The sequence below is a fragment of the Streptomyces sp. NPDC059874 genome, from assembly GCF_042731135.1.
Lineage (GTDB): Bacteria > Actinomycetota > Actinomycetes > Streptomycetales > Streptomycetaceae > Streptomyces.
Map to the genome: position 1 here is coordinate 24358 of NZ_JBHWJY010000044.1, position 16763 is coordinate 41120.

General features: G+C 70.8%; 12 protein-coding genes and 5 tRNA genes. 11 read left to right on the plus strand and 6 right to left on the minus strand.

Annotation, left to right across the window (positions count from 1 at the left end):
• Positions 1 to 11: 11 nt before the first annotated feature.
• Both ACFV9H_RS24180 and bldC read left to right on the plus strand, forming a co-directional pair.
• Positions 12 to 866, plus strand: a complete 855-nt coding sequence (locus tag ACFV9H_RS24180) for a hypothetical protein (protein ID WP_385401688.1) — start codon at positions 12 to 14, stop codon at positions 864 to 866.
• A gap of 568 nt (positions 867 to 1434) precedes the next feature.
• On the plus strand, positions 1435 to 1641 hold the full coding sequence (gene bldC, locus ACFV9H_RS24185) for a developmental transcriptional regulator BldC (protein WP_003949541.1): 207 nt from the start codon (positions 1435 to 1437) through the stop codon (positions 1639 to 1641).
• 657 nt (positions 1642 to 2298) lie between these two features.
• On the opposite strand, the gene ACFV9H_RS24190 is transcribed toward bldC, so the two are convergent.
• Positions 2299 to 2372: transfer RNA gene (locus ACFV9H_RS24190), tRNA-Asp, on the minus strand.
• Positions 2373 to 2453: 81 nt separating this feature from the next.
• Positions 2454 to 6389, minus strand: a complete 3936-nt coding sequence (hrpA, locus tag ACFV9H_RS24195) for an ATP-dependent RNA helicase HrpA (RefSeq protein WP_385401691.1) — start codon at positions 6387 to 6389, stop codon at positions 2454 to 2456.
• A 640-nt stretch (positions 6390 to 7029) separates the two neighbouring features.
• Between hrpA and ACFV9H_RS24200 the strand changes: the two genes are divergently transcribed.
• Positions 7030 to 7779 carry a DsbA family protein gene (locus ACFV9H_RS24200; RefSeq protein WP_385401694.1) on the plus strand — a complete coding sequence of 250 codons (750 nt, stop codon included), beginning with the start codon at positions 7030 to 7032 and terminating at the stop codon, positions 7777 to 7779.
• Positions 7776 to 8615 carry a cytochrome c biogenesis CcdA family protein gene (locus tag ACFV9H_RS24205; RefSeq protein ID WP_385401697.1) on the plus strand — a complete coding sequence of 280 codons (840 nt, stop codon included), beginning with the start codon at positions 7776 to 7778 and terminating at the stop codon, positions 8613 to 8615. Before ACFV9H_RS24200 ends, ACFV9H_RS24205 begins: the two co-directional genes overlap by 4 nt.
• 38 nt (positions 8616 to 8653) lie before the next feature.
• On the opposite strand, the gene ACFV9H_RS24210 is transcribed toward ACFV9H_RS24205, so the two are convergent.
• The 3 genes from ACFV9H_RS24210 to ACFV9H_RS24220 form a co-directional block, all read right to left on the minus strand.
• Positions 8654 to 8727 (minus strand) — tRNA-Phe (locus ACFV9H_RS24210).
• Positions 8728 to 8749: 22 nt separating this feature from the next.
• Positions 8750 to 8823, minus strand: a tRNA-Asp gene (locus ACFV9H_RS24215).
• A gap of 39 nt (positions 8824 to 8862) precedes the next feature.
• Positions 8863 to 8935: transfer RNA gene (locus tag ACFV9H_RS24220), tRNA-Glu, on the minus strand.
• A 127-nt stretch (positions 8936 to 9062) separates the two neighbouring features.
• On the opposite strand from ACFV9H_RS24220, the gene ACFV9H_RS24225 reads away from it, so the two are divergent.
• From ACFV9H_RS24225 to ACFV9H_RS24250, 6 genes are all read left to right on the plus strand, one after another.
• On the plus strand, positions 9063 to 9413 hold the full coding sequence (locus ACFV9H_RS24225) for a metallopeptidase family protein (protein ID WP_365172323.1): 351 nt from the start codon (positions 9063 to 9065) through the stop codon (positions 9411 to 9413).
• The gene (locus ACFV9H_RS24230) at positions 9410 to 9901 is read left to right on the plus strand and encodes a CrcB family protein (protein ID WP_385401700.1); all 492 of its coding nucleotides are present in this window, start codon (positions 9410 to 9412) and stop codon (positions 9899 to 9901) included. The genes ACFV9H_RS24225 and ACFV9H_RS24230 overlap by 4 nt, the downstream gene beginning before the upstream one ends.
• Positions 9898 to 10272, plus strand: a complete 375-nt coding sequence (gene crcB, locus ACFV9H_RS24235) for a fluoride efflux transporter CrcB (RefSeq protein ID WP_385401702.1) — start codon at positions 9898 to 9900, stop codon at positions 10270 to 10272. The genes ACFV9H_RS24230 and crcB overlap by 4 nt, the downstream gene beginning before the upstream one ends.
• Before the next feature lie 115 nt (positions 10273 to 10387).
• On the plus strand, positions 10388 to 10963 hold the full coding sequence (locus ACFV9H_RS24240; RefSeq protein ID WP_385401703.1) for a hypothetical protein: 576 nt from the start codon (positions 10388 to 10390) through the stop codon (positions 10961 to 10963).
• Positions 10964 to 11254: 291 nt separating this feature from the next.
• Entirely contained in the window at positions 11255 to 13444 is a 2190-nt protein-coding gene (locus tag ACFV9H_RS24245) for a DEAD/DEAH box helicase (RefSeq protein WP_385401704.1), read from the plus strand.
• Between the two features lie 140 nt (positions 13445 to 13584).
• A tRNA-Lys gene (locus ACFV9H_RS24250) sits at positions 13585 to 13657 on the plus strand.
• A gap of 99 nt (positions 13658 to 13756) precedes the next feature.
• Here ACFV9H_RS24250 and ACFV9H_RS24255 read toward each other — a convergent pair.
• Positions 13757 to 14389, minus strand: coding sequence for a hypothetical protein (locus ACFV9H_RS24255; protein WP_385401707.1), 633 nt, complete (start codon positions 14387 to 14389; stop codon positions 13757 to 13759).
• A 205-nt stretch (positions 14390 to 14594) separates the two neighbouring features.
• On the opposite strand from ACFV9H_RS24255, the gene ACFV9H_RS24260 reads away from it, so the two are divergent.
• Positions 14595 to 16631: a calcium-binding protein gene (locus ACFV9H_RS24260; protein ID WP_385401709.1), complete on the plus strand. Its 2037-nt coding sequence runs from the start codon at positions 14595 to 14597 to the stop codon at positions 16629 to 16631.
• Positions 16632 to 16763 lie beyond the last annotated feature (132 nt).

A 16763-nucleotide genomic window follows, 5' to 3' on the forward strand; every position in this document is an offset into this window, starting at 1 on the left:
AGTACGAGAGCGTGAGCGAAACCCCCGATCCCCCGCTGCCCTCCGTGCGCTCGGCGCCGACCGTTCCGTACGCCTCCTACCTGCGCGTCTACGAGCCCCTCGTCGCCTTCCCCGAGGCGGAGCGCGCGCACTGGGCGGATTACGCCCGGCGCGGGGTGACCCCGACGGCGCAGGACGAACTGCGCCGGTCGCTCACCGACTTGGTACGGGTCCCGGTGGTGGGGGTGCCGGCCCACGAGAGCGCGGACGCCTTCACGGCGGAGGTCGACGGGGTGCTGCTGGTCTGCCCGTGGCGGACCAGGCTGCGCGGCTGGCTGGCGCTCCAGGAGCTGGTCGAGTGGTTCCCGCTCCCGGTGCTCGACGCGGCGCTCCCGCCGGCGGCCCGCCGCAGGACCACGGAGGAGTACGAGCGCTGGCGCGAGCGGAACCCGGACGCCCGGCCGTGGATCCGTACGGGGGTGTGGCAGGTCCCGCTGCGCTGGTTCGTGCTGGTGGCCGACGAGGAGCGGGAGTACCTGCCGGGGACGCGGCTGCGCTACCGGACGCCGATGGTGCAGGCCCGGCGCCGGCTCGCGCGGGCGCTGCGGACGCTGCGGGAGGCGGAAGGCTACGGGATGCTCGCCGACGGCCTGGTGGAGGTCGGGAGCTGGCTGGAGGAGTTCCACCCGAAGTCGATGGTCGAGCTGGACTACGGCGGGCTGCTGCACGCGCTCCCGGCGGACCGGCTGGAGGCCGACCGGTCCGCGGGGGAGCTGGCGGCGGGGGTCGCGGCGCTGCGGGCGGGTGACACCAGAGGGGCTGCCGACGCTTATGAGGTGTTGGCGGAACGCTGGAGGGCGGTCCGGGAGAGACTGTTCGCGAATTAGTGACGCAGAACTTTCCGGGCCCCGCGGGGCCCGTGGAGCCCCGTACCGTACCGGTGCGTATCGGTCGATCGGTCACAACCAGCTGATCAGAGGCCTGATCGTGGCATTCGGGACGTAGTACCAGGACCTACGTCCCGATACGGGCCATTGGCCCAAGCGTGACGGACCGCACTAACCACACCCTTGCGCCCTTCCCCTACCCTCGTGCCAAAATAGGACAAGGAGTCCGGGGAGGGTTCCTTCCGCCCAACTAAGGGCGGAATGCTCGGCATTGCGCTCTACGGGGGGTCTGACGACTCCTGATCGCTCTGTGACTGATCGTCACAGTGGGGTGACTGTCCGTTATGGGACGGTCCATCGGCTTCCGACCGCTGATGAACACCTCGGAGGGCAATTCCGTCGGTTTGGCCCTTGGGGCTGGACGGATGGTGTAGTTGTAGTGCCGAGGACAAGCCGTTCGTCCTATAACCGACTCGGCCCGCGTATGTCCATTTCGGGCAACGCGGGCCAAGGTGCAGAATTTAGAGGAAAGAACCGAGATGGTTCGGTTCTCCCGAGGAGGCCGCTCATGACCGCTCGCACCCCTGATGCCGAGCCGCTGCTGACCCCGGCTGAGGTTGCCACGATGTTCCGCGTGGACCCGAAGACGGTGACCCGCTGGGCCAAGGCTGGCAAGCTCACGTCCATCCGCACCCTGGGTGGACACCGCCGTTACCGCGAGGCCGAAGTTCGCGCCCTGCTTGCGGGAATTCCGCAGCAGCGCAGCGAGGCCTGAGGTTCAGCAGCACCCCGCAGAACCCCGTTTTAACGGGTCTATATCGGGTCCCCCAATCCGATGAAACCCACATGGCTTCATACGACGGATCCTGCCCCAACAGGCTCATGTCGTTCGATCGCGCTGGACTCCGCCGGGTCCAGCGCGATCTTTTTTATGCGCTGGTCAGGGCGTATCGGGCCGACCCGGGCAGTGCTGGCCGGGTAGGTGCCATTGCACATATTAAATCGAGGTCGCGTAGGGGTGCGATAAATGTGCGAGTCTCAAAAACTCATGTGGTGACTCCCGTCACAGATGATCACTCTTGTATTTCCGGCAATGCACCCCGTAAGGGGACGTGCGCGGCGGAGCGCATCATGCGAACGAGGGATTCTCCGGAACGCCCGGCCCGGGCGGCGGGCGGAAGACGGGCCGGAAGGGGGATCGCGCCCCGACCGGTCGGTACCGCATCCCTCTGTGAGGATTCATGCGGCCCCACGAGGGCTTATGCGCGCCCCTGAGGCCCCCTGTACGACGCCGGGGCCCCTCGGGTGACACTCGGGCGACCGATGGGCACTTTGGGCGCCCCAAAAGCCGGCCCAAGGCCGCCCAGGCGTCCGCGCCCCCCAACGCGTCAGGGCCCGTATCCCCTGGGGGATACGGGCCCTGACGTTTCTGCGAACCTGACGGGACTTGAACCCGCGACCTCCACCTTGACAGGGTGGCGAGCTAACCAACTGCTCCACAGGTCCTCGATTTGCGGCCGCTCGGCGGCTGCGAATCAGACTGTACCGCAGCTCAGGGGGTGCAGTCGAACCGGATCACGGAGCCGGTCATCGGGCCGACGGCGGGGCCGCCGCGTCCACCGCCTTCACGATGCGCTTGTCGGAGATCGGGTACGCCGTCCCGAGCGCGTGCGCGAAGTAACTGACCCGCAGTTCCTCGATCATCCAGCGGATGTCCGTGACCGCGGCCGGCACCGGCCGGCCCTTCGGCAGCTGCTCCAGGAGCCAGGCGTACTCGTCCTGCATCTCGTGGACCTTCTCCATGCGCGTGGTGTCGCGCTGGACGCCCGTGGGCATCTGCTGGAGCCGCCGGTCCGCCGCCACCAGGTAGCGCATCAGGTCAGCCAGTCGGCGCAGCCCGGTGAGCGTCACGAAGCCGGCGGGCATGAGGGCCGCCAGCTGCGTCTTCACGTCCTGGATGTTGGCGACCAGGGCCAGGCTGCTCGTGGACTTCAGCCGCCGCTCGCACGCCTGCCAGGCGGCCAGCACCTGCTGGACCTGGCTCACCGTCCGCACGGTGGTGTCCACCAGGTCGGCGCGCACCGCCTCGTAGAGCTTGCGGAAGCCCGCCTCGTCCCACGCGGGGCCGCCGTGGTCGGCGATCAGCTTGTCGGTCGCGGCGGTGGCGCAGTCGTCGAACAGCGCCTGGATGGAGCCGTGCGGGTTCCTGGACAGGGCCAGCTTCTGCTGGTTCGTCAGGTGGTCCGAGGCGAACTTCGCCGGATTCACCGGGATGTTCAGCAGGATGAGGCGCCGGGTGCCCAGCCACATCGCCTGCTGCTGCTCCGCCTCGGTGTCGAAGAGCCGTACGGAGACGGTCGCGCCCTCGTCCACCAGCGCCGGGTACGCCTTCACCGGCTGGCCCGCCCGCCGGGTCTCGAAGACCTTGGTCAGCGTGCCGATCGTCCAGTCGGTCAGCCCGGTCCGTTCCACAGACTCCCCGCCCGCCCGCTCGGCGGTGGCCGCGGCGGCCTTGGAGAGTGCCTGGCGGGCCTTCGGCTTCAGGCGCAGGCGCAGCGCCTCCAGGTCCTTGTCCTCGGCGAGGTTCTTGCGGCGCTCGTCGACGATCCGGAAGGTGATCTTCAGGTGGTCCGGGATACGGGTGAGGTCGAAGTCCTCTGCGGAAACGGGTACGCCGACCATCCGCTGGAGCTCGCGCGCCAAGGTCACCGGCAGCGGCTCCTGCAGCGGCACGGCGGTGTCCAGGAACCGGCCCGCGAAGTTCGGCGCGGGTACGTAGTGCCGGCGGATCGGCTTCGGCAACGAGCGGATCAGCTCGGTGACGACTTCCTCCCGCAGGCCCGGGATCTGCCAGTCGAAGCCCTCGTCGGTGACCTGGTTCAGCACCTGGAGCGGGATGTGGACGGTCACGCCGTCCGCGTCCGCGCCCGGCTCGAACTGGTAGGTCACCCGGAACTTCAGCTGCCCCTGCCGCCAGGTGTCCGGGTAGTCGGCCTTGGTGACCCCGGCCGCCTTCTCGGTCAGCAGCATCTCGCGCTCGAAGTCGAGGAGTTCGGGCTCGTCGCGCTTCTTGTGCTTCCACCAGGAGTCGAAGTGCGCCCCGGAGACCACGTGCTCGGGGATCTTCTGGTCGTAGAAGTCGAAGAGGGTCTCGTCGTCCACCACGATGTCGCGGCGCCGGGCCCGGTTCTCCAGCTCCTCCACCTCGGTGAGGAGCTTGCGGTTGTCGGCGTAGAACTTGTGGTGGGTCCGCCAGTCGCCCTCGACGAGCGCATTGCGGATGAACAGCTCGCGCGAGACCTCGGGGTCGATCCGGCCGTAGTTGATCTTCCGCTGGGCGACGATCGGCACGCCGTACAGCGTGACCTTCTCGTACGCCATCACGGCCGCCTGGTCCTTCTCCCAGTGCGGCTCGCTGTACGTGCGCTTGATCAGGTGCTGCGCGAGCGGCTCGACCCACTCCGCCTCCACCTTGGCGTTGACCCGCGCCCACAGCCGCGAGGTCTCCACCAGCTCCGCCGACATCAGGAACTTCGGCTGCTTCTTGAACAGCGCGGAACCCGGGAAGATCGCGAACTTGGCCGACCGGGCGCCCAGGTACTCGTTCTTGTCGGTGTCCTTGAGCCCGATGTGCGAGAGCAGACCGGCCAGCAGCGAGATGTGGATGCTCGTCTCGGGCGCGTCGGCCTCGTTGACGTGGATGCCCATCGTCTTGGCGACCGTGCGCAGCTGCGAGTAGATGTCCTGCCACTCGCGGATCCGCAGGAAGTTCAGGTACTCCTGCTTGCACATCCGGCGGAACGAGGACGAGCCGCGCTCCTTCTGCTGCTCGCGGACGTAGCGCCACATGTTCAGGAACGAGAGGAAGTCGCTGGTCTCGTCCTTGAAGCGGGCGTGGTTCTGGTCGGCCTGGGTCTGCTTGTCCGAGGGCCGCTCCCGCGGGTCCTGGATGGACAGGGCCGCCGCGATGACCATGACCTCGCGGACGCAGTTGTTCTTGTCGGCCTCGACGACCATGCGCGCCAGGCGCGGGTCCACGGGGAGCTGGGACAGCTGGCGCCCCATCTGCGTGAGCCGCTTCTTCGGATCCTTCTCCGTCGGGTCGAGCGCCCCGAGCTCCTGGAGGAGCTGTACGCCGTCGCGGATGTTGCGGTGGTCCGGCGGGTCGATGAAGGGGAACTTCTCGATCTCGCCGAGGCCGGCCGCGGTCATCTGGAGGATGACGGAGGCCAGGTTCGTGCGCAGGATCTCGGCGTCCGTGAACTCCGGGCGGGCGTTGAAGTCGTCCTCGGAGAACAGCCGGATGCAGATGCCGTCGCTGGTACGGCCGCAGCGGCCCTTGCGCTGGTTGGCGCTGGCCTGCGAGATGCGCTCGATGGGCAGCCGCTGCACCTTGGTGCGATGGCTGTAGCGGGAGATCCGGGCGGTGCCCGGGTCGATCACGTACTTGATGCCCGGGACGGTGAGGGAGGTCTCGGCGACGTTGGTCGCGAGCACGATCCGGCGTCCGGTGTGCTGCTGGAACACGCGGTGCTGCTCGGCGTGCGAGAGCCGCGCGTAGAGGGGGAGCACTTCGGTGAATCGGAGGTTCTTCTTGATCAGCGCGTCCGCGGTGTCGCGGATCTCGCGCTCGCCGGACAGGAAGACCAGGATGTCGCCGGGACCCTCGGCCTGGAGCTCGTCCACCGCGTCGCAGATCGCGGTGATCTGGTCCCGGTCGCTCTCCTCGGAATCCTCCTCCAGGAGGGGCCGGTAGCGGACCTCGACCGGATACGTCCGCCCGCTGACCTCGACGATCGGGGCGTCCCCGAAGTGTCGGGAGAAGCGCTCGGGGTCGATGGTCGCCGAGGTGATGATCACCTTGAGGTCGGGGCGCTTCGGCAGCAGCGTGGCCAGGTAGCCGAGCAGGAAGTCGATGTTCAGCGACCGCTCGTGGGCCTCGTCGATGATGATCGTGTCGTACGCGCGCAGCTCGCGGTCCGTCTGGATCTCGGCGAGCAGGATGCCGTCGGTCATCAGCTTCACGAAGGTCGCGTCCTGGTCCACCTGGTCGGTGAACCGGACCTTCCAGCCGACCGTCTGGCCGATCTCGGACTTCAGCTCCTCGGCGATCCGCTCCGCGACGGTGCGGGCCGCGATCCGGCGGGGCTGGGTGTGCCCGATCATGCCCCGGACGCCGCGGCCCAGCTCCATGCAGATCTTGGGGATCTGCGTCGTCTTGCCGGAGCCGGTCTCGCCCGCGACGATCACGACCTGGTGGTCGCGTATCGCCTCGGCGATCTCGTCCTTCTTCTGGCTGACGGGCAGGTTCTCGGGATACGTGACCTCCGGCATCCGCGAGGCACGGCCGGCCAGTCGCGCGGCGGCCTTCGTGGCCTCCGCGGCGATCTCGTCGAGCACGGCCTGCTTGGCCTCGGGCTTGCGGATACGGCGGGCGCCTTCGAGGCGGCGGCCGAGGCGGTGCGCGTCACGGAGGGAGATCTCACCGAGAAGCGTCTGCAGGGCGGCGAAGGAAGTAGACATACCTGATCGAGGATCTCACCTGGCCCCTCCGGGTGGCGAACGCATTTGTCGGGTGGACCCGTACCATTTCGGGACGAGTCCACCGCCCCCCTTTTCCGTGAGAGGCCCCACGTATGCCGAGCAGGTCACGCTCCGGAGCGTGGTGCCTCCCGATGGTCGCGGTGGCCCGGGCGTGCCGGTCCGGGCCGGCGATCGGGAGCCGCGCGGCCCCGCCCGGCGGCGGGGCTCCTCGCGGCCTCCCGCGCGCGGGTCCGTGATGCCAGGGGGTGTCCCCAGGGCCCAGGCCGGCACCCGCCGGCCCGGACGGGGACGGGTGTGGGCCGGGGCGTCCCCGCAGGGCGCCGAACGCAGCCACCCTCGGCCCTCCGCCCCCTGGAAACGTTCGGCGCCCGAGGAGACGCCCCGGCGCGCGCCCGGCCCCGGCCGGGCCCAGCCAAGTCCCGCCCGAGCGGCGCAGCCAACCGGCGACCGCCCCGGCCGGTCCCGCCAGCCCCCTCACCGGCCCGACCCCGTCCGGGCCCGCCCTTTTCACCGGCCGTCCGGGCCCGCCCTCTCACCGGCCCGATCCGAAAGACCGCGACAGCCTCCCGCAGCCGTCGCCGGTCCGCCCCTCACCCGTAGCTCTGGAGCACGCACCCGCATGTCCTCTCGTTCGTCCTCTTCCTCCTCCCGCAAGCCCCTCCTCATCTCCGCCGGGGTCGCCGTCGCCGCCGTCACGTTCGGGATCGTGTCCTGGCAGGCCACCGCCCCAGCCGAGAAGGGCTCCCGCGGGTCCGCCGCGGCCGCCGCGCCCCGGACCGACCCCGCCGCCGCGCAGCTGAAGGCGCTCGCCCGCCGCGAGGCCGGCGACAAGCTCGCCGTGGGCCGCGCCGACGCGCCCGTGGTGCTGATCGAGTACTCGGACTTCAAGTGCGGCTACTGCGGGAAGTTCGCCCGCGACACCGAGCCCGAACTGGTGAAGAAGTACGTGGCGGACGGCACCCTCCGCATCGAGTGGCGGAACTTCCCGATCTTCGGCGCCGAGTCCGAGGCCGCGGCCAAGGCGGCCTGGGCGGCCGGGCAGCAGGACCGGTTCGAGCAGTTCCACGCGGCCGCGTACGCCGAGGGGGCGAAGGAGAAGGGCTTCGGCGAGGACCGGCTGGTGGAGTTGGCCCGCCAGGCCGGGGTCCCCGACCTGGAGCGGTTCAAGGCGGACATGGCCGGGGAGCAGGCCGCGGCGGCCTTGAAGAGGGACCAGGACGAGGGCTACGGCATCGGTGTCACCTCCACCCCCTCCTTCCTGGTGGGCGGCAAGCCAATAGCCGGCGCGCAGCCGCTCCAGGCCTTCGAGGCCGCCATCGCCGAGGCCAAGACCCAGGCCAAGGCCGAGGCGGCGGCGGCGAAGCAGTGACCGACATCGGATACCTGGCCGCCCTGCTCGGCGGCCTCCTCGCCCTGCTCAGCCCGTGCAGCGCCCTGCTGTTGCCCGCCTTCTTCGCGTACTCGATCGACTCCCCCTCCCGCCTCCTCGCCCGCACCGGGATCTTCTACGCGGGCCTCGCGAGCACCCTCGTACCGCTGGGGGCGGCCGGTTCGTACGCCGGGCGGTTCTTCCACGGCAACCGCGAGGCCCTCGTCCTCGCGGGCGGCTGGCTGATCATCGCGCTCGGGCTCGCGCAGATCCTCGGCCTCGGCTTCGCCTCGAAGCGCATCGCGGAGTTGTCCGGCCGGATCCGGCCGACCACCGCCCTGTCGGTGTACGCCCTCGGCGCGGTCTACGGGCTGGCCGGCTTCTGCGCCGGCCCGATCCTGGGCAGCGTCCTGACGGTGGCGGCGGTCAGCGGCAGCCCCGTCTACGGCGGCCTGCTGCTGGCCGTCTACGCGCTGGGGATGGCCGTGCCCCTGTTCCTGCTGGCCCTGCTCTGGGAGCGGTTCGAGCTCGGCAAGCGGCGCTGGCTGCGCGGCCGGGCCGTCACCGTGGGCCGCTTCGAGCTGCACACCACCTCGCTGCTGTCCGGGCTGTTCTTCATCACCCTGGGCGCGCTGTTCCTCGTCTACGACGGGGCGAGCGCACTGCCGGGGCTGCTGGACGTGGACGACTCGTACGCGGTGGAGGCGTGGGTCCAGTCGGTGGCGGACGCGGTCCCGGACCAGGTGCTGCTCGGACTGGTCGGAGCGGGGGCGGTGGCCGTCGGGCTGGTGCAGTGGCGGCGCGGGACCCGGCGGGCCGAGAGGGAGACGGAGTAACGCAAGAAGCCCCGTCCGATGGACGGGGCTTCTTCACGTGGTCGGGGCCGGGGTCGAACCGGCGACCTATCGCTTTTCAGGCGATCGCTCGTACCAACTGAGCTACCCGACCAAGGAACCGTTTCCGGTTCCGGCGATCCTGACGGGACTTGAACCCGCGACCTCCACCTTGACAGGGTGGCGAGCTAACCAACTGCTCCACAGGACCTTGCAGCGTGCGAGAACAAGTCTCGCACACGGTAATGCGTACCCCCAACGGGATTCGAACCCGTGCTACCGCCTTGAAAGGGCGGCGTCCTGGGCCACTAGACGATGAGGGCTAAAGGCCCGCCGGGCACTTTTCAGCGCGTCGGGGACGTGAGAAGCATATGGGATCCGGGGAGCTATCGCCAAAACGGTTTCCCCCGCAGGCGGGAGTGGCGCCCGCCCGCGGGGGACAATGGCCCGGTGCTGGAGATGACGCGCGAGGAGTTCGAAGAGCTCGTCGCAGAGGCCCTGGACCGCATTCCGCCGGAGCTGACGCGGCTGATGGACAACGTGGCGGTGTTCGTCGAGGACGAGCCGCCCGCCCACGATCCCGAGCTGCTCGGGCTGTACGAGGGGACCCCGCTGACGGACCGCGGCGAGTGGTACGCCGGGGTGCTGCCGGACCGGATCACCATCTACCGCAACCCCACGTTGCGCATGTGCGAGGACCGGGAGAGCGTGGTCGCGGAGACGGAGGTCACCGTGGTCCACGAGATCGCCCACCACTTCGGGATCGACGACGAACGCCTGCACGCCCTGGGGTACGGGTGACCCGGCCGGTCCCCGGCGCCGAGGCGATCGACCCGGACGTCGACCTCCACGTGCCCGCGCAGGGCGCCGAACCGCAGGGCCGGGTGCTCGCGGCGGTGGCGGCGGGCGGGGCCGTCGGGGGCACGGCGCGGTACGGGATCTCGCTGCTGTGGCCGGCCGGGCCGGGGGACTTTCCGTGGGCGACCTTGTGGATCAACGTGGCCGGGTGTGCGCTGATCGGCGTGCTGATGGTGCTGATCAGCGAGGGCGGGCGGGCCGCGCCGCATCCGCTGGTGCGGCCGTTCGTGGGGGTCGGGGTGCTCGGCGGCTTCACCACGTTCTCCACCTACGCCGTCGATTTCTCGCGGCTCCTGGACGAGGGTGAGGCGGGCACCGCCCTGGCGTACGCCGGGCTCACCGTGGTGGCGGCGCTGGGCGCGGTGTGGGCGGCGGCCGCGGTGACGCGGCTCGCGGTCCGGGGGCGGCGCCGGCGGGTGCCCGCGCGGTGAACTGGCTGCTCGTGGTGGTGGGGGCGGCCGTCGGCGCGCCGCTGCGCTACCTGACGGACCGGGCGGTGCAGGCGCGCCACGATTCGGTGTTCCCGTGGGGGACCTTCGTGGTGAACGCGGCCGCGTGCCTGCTGTTGGGGGTGCTGACCGGGGCGGCGCTGGCGGGGGCGGCCTCCTCGCGGCTGGTGCTGCTGCTGGGGACCGGGCTGTGCGGGGCGCTGAGCACGTACTCGACGTTCTCCTACGAGACGCTGAGGCTCGTCGAGCGCGGATGGAAGTTCCTGGCCGCGGCGAACGTGATGGCGTCGGTGCTGGTCGGGCTGGGCGCCGTACATCTCGGATCACAGGTGGCCCGGCAGCTGTTCGCCTGAGGGCGTGTCCCTTACGGGTCAAAGGGAGTTGGGCACATTGACCCGCTAGAGGACGCCGCCAGTCGACGCCGCTAGTCGACCCACCCTCAGGCTCCGGAGGTGCCCTGTGCGCCAGTTGTCCGCTCCCCTCCGACTGGCCGTCACCGCGCTCGCGGTCGCGGCCGCGGCGGGCTGCATGAGCGTCGGACAGGACGAGGCGAAGCCCGGGCCCTCCTCGTCGGCGGACCGCCGGGGCGGCGCCGCGGCGGGCGGAGGTTCCGCTTCCGGGAAGGGCGCCGGGGTGCACGGCAGTGGCCGCGGCGCGAAGGACGGTACGGGGAACCAGGACGGCAAGACCGAGGGCGACGGCAAGGCCTCCGGCGCGACCGGTGCCTCGCCCGGCCCGGGCGCGCCGAGCGGGCAGCCGGGCGTTCCCGTGCCGTCGGCCGGCGCGGGCGGCGGCGCGGGCGGTCAGGGGCCCCAGGAGCCGACGACGGGCGGATCCGGTGGTTCCGGCGGCTCGGGCGGCGCCGGTGGATCGGGAGGTTCCGGTGGATCGGGCGGCTCGGGCGGCTCGGGCGGCGGCCAGCCGTCGGCCGGCCCGACCCCGCAGCCGCCGGCCACCACCCCGCCTGTGACGGAACCCACTCCGACTCCGTCCACCCCGCAGCCGGAACCCAGCGACCAGCCGGCCCCGGATTCCGGGGCCTAGGTCGCAGGCAATCACGGGCTGACCTCCCCCGGGGATCCGGCATCGTTGCAGGTCAGAGGGTATTTTCCTGGAGTGACTTGCCAGACCCCGGGGAGGGTGCGTATGGTTATAGATCGTTTGATCCCATTGCCCGGCGCCGAATCCGAAGAGCGCCGCGTGGCGCGTACTCTCCCTAGCCGTGGCTGACCGCATTGAGGCGGTCGATTTGCGATTCACGGAGTTTGGGCGCGTGCCGAGACTCCGGAAGGTTTCGCATTTCGCATGTCCATTTCCAGTTCTGACCGTGCCGTCATGCCCGAGAACGACTCGAACGAGATCGTCGCAGACGAGATCATCGAGGCTCTTGAGGCCGACGTGACGACCGACCAGTCCATCGACCCCGTCGACTTCGACGACGAGGCCGACACCTCCGCCGCCGGCGCGGACGCCGAGGCCGACGACGCCGACGCCGAGCCCACGATCACCTTCGCGGACCTCGGTCTGCCGGAGGGCGTCGTGCGCAAGCTCGCGCAGAACGGCGTCACCACCCCCTTCCCGATCCAGGCCGCGACCATCCCGGACGCCCTGGCCGGCAAGGACATCCTCGGCCGTGGCCGCACCGGCTCCGGCAAGACGCTCTCCTTCGGTCTGCCGACCCTGGCCACGCTGGCCGGCGGCTTCACCGAGAAGAAGAAGCCCCGCGCGATCATCCTCACGCCGACCCGTGAGCTCGCGATGCAGGTCGCGGACGCCCTCCAGCCCTACGGCGACGTGCTCGGCCTCAAGATGAAGGTCGTCTGCGGCGGTACTTCCATGAGCAACCAGATCTACGCTCTGGAGCGCGGTGTCGACGTCCTCGTCGCCACCCCGGGCCGTCTGCGCGACATCATCAACCGCGGCGCCTGCTCCCTGGAGAACGTCTCGGTCGCGGTCCTCGACGAGGCCGACCAGATGGCCGACCTGGGCTTCCTGCCCGAGGTCACCGAGCTGCTCGACCAGATCCCCGGCGGCGGCCAGCGCATGCTCTTCTCCGCCACCATGGAGAACGAGATCGGCACCCTGGTCAAGCGCTACCTGTCCAACCCCGTCACGCACGAGGTCGACAGCGCGCAGGGCAACGTCACGACCATGACGCACCACGTCCTCGTCGTGAAGCCGAAGGACAAGGCGCCGGTCACGGCCGCCATCGCCGCCCGCAAGGGCCGCACCATCATCTTCGTCCGCACCCAGCTGGGCGCCGACCGCATCGCCGAGCAGCTCGTCGAGGCCGGCGTGAAGGCCGACGCGCTGCACGGCGGCATGACGCAGGGTGCCCGCACCCGCGTCCTCGCGGACTTCAAGGACGGTTACGTCAACGCGCTCGTCGCCACGGACGTCGCCGCCCGCGGCATCCACGTCGACGGCATCGACCTGGTCCTGAACGTGGACCCGGCCGGCGACCACAAGGACTACCTGCACCGCTCGGGCCGTACCGCCCGCGCTGGCAAGTCGGGTGTCGTGGTCTCCCTGGCCCTGCCGCACCAGCGTCGCCAGATCTTCCGCCTGATGGAGGACGCGGGCGTCGACGCCTCGCGCCACATCGTCCAGGGCGCCGGCGCGTTCGAGCCGGAGGTCGCCGAGATCACCGGTGCGCGTTCGCTGACCGAGGTCCAGGCCGACTCCGCGAACAACGCCGCGAAGCAGGCCGAGCGCGAGGTCGCCGAGCTCACCAAGCAGCTGGAGCGCCTGTCGCGCCGTGCCGTGGAGCTGCGCGAGGAGGCCGACCGTCTGGTCGCCCGCTCCGCGCGTGAGCGTGGCGAGGACCCGGAGGCCGCTGTCGCCGAGGTGGCCGAGGCCGCCGAGGCCGAGGTCGCTGCCGCTGCCGCCGCCGCTGCCGCCGAACTGGCCGCGCAGGAGCGCCGCGAGGAGCAGCGCGCCCAGCGCGACGACCGCGGCAACTTCGAGCGCCGCGACAACCGTGGCGGCGACCGCGGTGGTGACCGTGGCGGCTTCCGCCGCGACGACCGTGGTGACCGTGGCGGCCGTCCGTCGGGTGGTTTCAACCGTGACGACCGTGGTGGCGACCGTGGTGGTTTCCGTCGCGACGACCGTCCGTCGGGTGGCTTCCGTTCCGGTGGCGACCGTCCCGCCGGTGGTGGCTTCCGTCGCGACGACCGCCCCTCGGGTGGTTTCAACCGCGATGACCGTGGTGGCGACCGTGGTGGTTTCCGTCGCGACGACCGTCCGTCGGGTGGCTTCCGTTCCGGTGGCGACCGTCCGTCCACGGGCAACGGCACGTACAACCGTGACGACCGCACCTCCGGCGGCTTCCGCTCCGGTGGCGGCGACCGCCCGTTCAACCGCGACCGTCGTGACGACCGTCCGTCCGGTGGCTTCCGCTCCGGCGGCGCCGGCGACCGCCCGTACGGCCGCCGCGACGACCACCGTCCCTCCGGTTCCGGTTCCACCGGCTCCTTCGGCGGCCGCCGCGACGACAAGCCGCGCTGGAAGCGCAACGGCTGACGGTCGGTTCTGATCTGATCGCCTGACAGGGCCCCTACGACTCGCTCGTAGGGGCCCTTTCGCGTGTCGACAGGCCGGGCAGCGGATACCCGATCGGCTGACGGGCGCTCTGCGGCTATGCTCTGGGGTGAGCACGTGGAGGGCCATTAGCTCAATTGGCAGAGCAGCGGACTTTTAATCCGTTGGTTGTCGGTTCGAGTCCGACATGGCCTACACCTCGCGGGCCCGGGGGAACCCTTCCTCCGACCCGGCACCGAGCGCCCCATCCGGTTTCCACCGGGTGGGGCGCTCGGTCGTTCGCGGGCCGGGCGCTCAGGGGCGCGCGGAGTCCCGCCGGTTGGGCTGGGCGTGCGCCAGGAGGAACTCCGTCGCCCCGGCGATGGCCTGGGCGTAAGTGGCGTGCACGGCCTCGGACTCCGCCTCCTGCTGGTCCGCGGCGGTGGCGTCGTACCACCAGGCGTCGGCGTCCGGGTCATGGTGGACGACGGCGGTACCGCCCGCGTAGCGAAGCGGGATGGACTCACTGGCGGACCTTTTGACCACCGCGTGGGGCCACTTGAGGCGTGCGGACTGGCGCTTGATGCCGCCCCAGGCCGCTCCGAGTTGGGTGTAGTTCGCTCCGCTGCGGCCGGCGACGGTGGCGGCGCTCTCCGCCAGCCGGTCGACGGACCGCTTGGCTTCGTACAGCGCCCGCAGCAGCGACAGTTGCACATCGGGAGCGGCCATCAGCGCGGGGTCGAACGGCTTGTCGGCGGTGCGGTAGGCCAGCGCGCGCGTCGAGATCCGTTCGGCCAGTGCGCGGACCGCTGCGAGCACTTCGTCGTCCATGGCGAACGTGTCGTCCTCGGTGGGCTCGCTCCAGGCGGGCTCCACCTGCGTCATGACGGTGGTCCAGAAGTTCTCGTCGTTCTTGTCCGGGGTCGGGATCGCTACCGAATCATCCATGCGACAAGATTATCTGTCGAGAAAGGGCACGACAAGGAAAACTGTCAGCGAGTCGTCCGGTGGTGATCACTCGCCGGGGTGGACCCCAACGCCCAGTGAGCGCAGTACGGCCCGGTCCTGGAGGGCGCCCCGTGAACCCGGCGGGACACTGTCGCCGCCCGCTCCACGGGGACCGCGGGCAACGACGAGAGGCTGAGGGGTCTGCATGCCCATGTTCACGAAACGGCTGCGAGCGGCGTTCTGCCGGTTCGCGGCCCTACGCAGGCGGTCGCGGGTCGGCCGGGCCGGGGCCGTGGCGGTCGCGTGCCTGGCGCTCGTACTGGCCCTGCCCGGAACCGCGATGGCCGCCCCGGGCGACCTGGACCCGAGCTTCAGCGGCGACGGCAGGGTGCTGACCGACTTCGGCAGCACGGACAGTGGCAGCGAGGCGGCGTTGGCGCCCGACGGCCGGCTCGTCGTCGCCGGCTCGGCCTACGACGACGTGACGGCGGGCGACTTCGCGGTGGCCCGCTACAACCCGGACGGCAGCCTGGACACCGGCTTCGGCGGTGACGGCAGGGTGACCACCGACATCTCCGGTGTCGGCATGTGGGACGACGCCTACGGGGTGGCGGTGCAGCCCGACCACAAGGTCGTCGTGGTGGGCAGCAGCTGGATCGAGTACGAGAACTGCTGCTGGTTCACGGTGGTCCGCTACAACGCGAACGGCACCCTCGACACCACCTTCGGTGGTGGCGACGGCATCGTGACCACCGACTTCGGCGGTGGCCCGAACGAGGCCTACGAGGTGGCGGTGCGGCCCGACGGCAGGATTCTGGCCGGGGGTACGTCCGGCGGCCGCTTCGCGCTCGCCCAATTCACCCCCGACGGCAGCCCGGACACCACCTTCGGCGGTGGCGACGGCGAGGTGACCACGGACCCCGCGCCGTTGAGTGCGGAGGAAGGGGGCATGGGCCGCACCATGACGTTGCAGGCCGACGGCAAGATCATCGCAGGTGGCAATGTCGGTACGACCCGCTTCGACTTCGCCCTGATCCGCTACAACAGCAACGGCAGCGTGGACACCACGTTCGACGGCGACGGCATCGTGAGGACCGATTTCGGTGACTACGAGGGCGTGGAGGCGCTGGCCGTGCAGTCCGACGGCAAGATCGTCGCCGCGGGCGGCGACGACATGGCCCGGTACCTGCCCAACGGCAGCCTGGACACCACCTTCGACGGCGACGGCAGGGTGACTCTCCCGGCCCCCGTCAACGACATGGCGCTGCCGTCCGACGGAAAGATCGTCCTCGCCGGAAGCAACGGGCCCGGCGGCGACTTCGCCGTCCTCCGGCGCGGCCCGAACGGCAGCCCGGACACCACCTTCGGCGGTGGCGACGGCATCGTGACCACCGACTTCGGCGGCTCCGACCAGGCGCGCGGTGTGGTCCTGCAGTCCGACGGGAAGATCGTGGCGGCTGGTGCGGGCGGCCCGGACGGCGACTTCGCGCTGGCCCGCTACGAAGCCGGCGGCACCGCACCGCCAACCCCCCCACGGGCGGACCTCTCGGTCACCAAGTCGGGCGCGACCCAGCTCGCCCTCGGCAACCAGGTCACCTACACCGTGCGGGTGGCCAACGCAGCCGGGTCCACCACGTCCGCCACCGGCGTCACGCTGGCCGACACCCTCTCCGGAGCCGGCGCCACACTGGTGTCGGCCACGACCACCAGTGGCAGCTGCACCACCACCTTCACCGGCGCGAACTGCACGCTGAGCTCGCTGCTTCCGGGCGGGAGCGCGACGGTCACCGTGATCGTCGAACCCAGGTCGACCGGCACCATCACGAACAGGGTCACGGTCAGCGCCACGGAGGAAGACCCGGTGTCGACCAACAACACCGCCACGGCGACGACGGCCGTGAACAACAGCCGAGGCTGCACGATCATCGGCACCAGCGCGGGTGAGACGATCGTCGGCACCACCGGCAACGACGTGATCTGCGGCCTCGGCGGCAACGACACCATCCGCGGGGGCAACGGCTCCGACGTCCTCTACGGCGACGTCGGCAACGACAACGTCGACGGCGGATTCGGCAACGACACCCTGTACGGCGGTGCCGGAAACGACACCCTGACCGGCTACTACGGCTCCGACCAGCTCAACACCGTCGACGGCGTGTCCAACAACGACACGGCCAACGGCGGCCCCAACTCCGACACCTGCACCACGGATTCGGGCGACACCCGCATCAGCTGCCCCTGAGCGGCAGACCCGGCCCCGCGGCAGAGCCGCACCCCCCGGGCGGGGGCGCACCCCCCCCCCGCAGGGGGGCCGCCCCCCCCCCCCCCCCCCCCCCCCCCCCCGAGGGCGGGGGGGGGGTGAGGGCGGGGGCGG

What these genes read in the sequence shown, in the direction of transcription:
- bldC (WP_003949541.1), top strand. Translation starts at nt 1,435, where the DNA reads ATGACCGCTCGCACCCCTGATGCCGAGCCGCTGCTGACCCCGGCTGAG.
- hrpA (WP_385401691.1), bottom strand. Translation starts at nt 6,389, where the DNA reads ATGTCTACTTCCTTCGCCGCCCTGCAGACGCTTCTCGGTGAGATCTCC.
- ACFV9H_RS24200 (WP_385401694.1), top strand. Translation starts at nt 7,030, where the DNA reads ATGTCCTCTCGTTCGTCCTCTTCCTCCTCCCGCAAGCCCCTCCTCATC.
- ACFV9H_RS24245 (WP_385401704.1), top strand. Translation starts at nt 11,255, where the DNA reads ATGCCCGAGAACGACTCGAACGAGATCGTCGCAGACGAGATCATCGAG.
- ACFV9H_RS24255 (WP_385401707.1), bottom strand. Translation starts at nt 14,389, where the DNA reads ATGGATGATTCGGTAGCGATCCCGACCCCGGACAAGAACGACGAGAAC.
- ACFV9H_RS24260 (WP_385401709.1), top strand. Translation starts at nt 14,595, where the DNA reads ATGCCCATGTTCACGAAACGGCTGCGAGCGGCGTTCTGCCGGTTCGCG.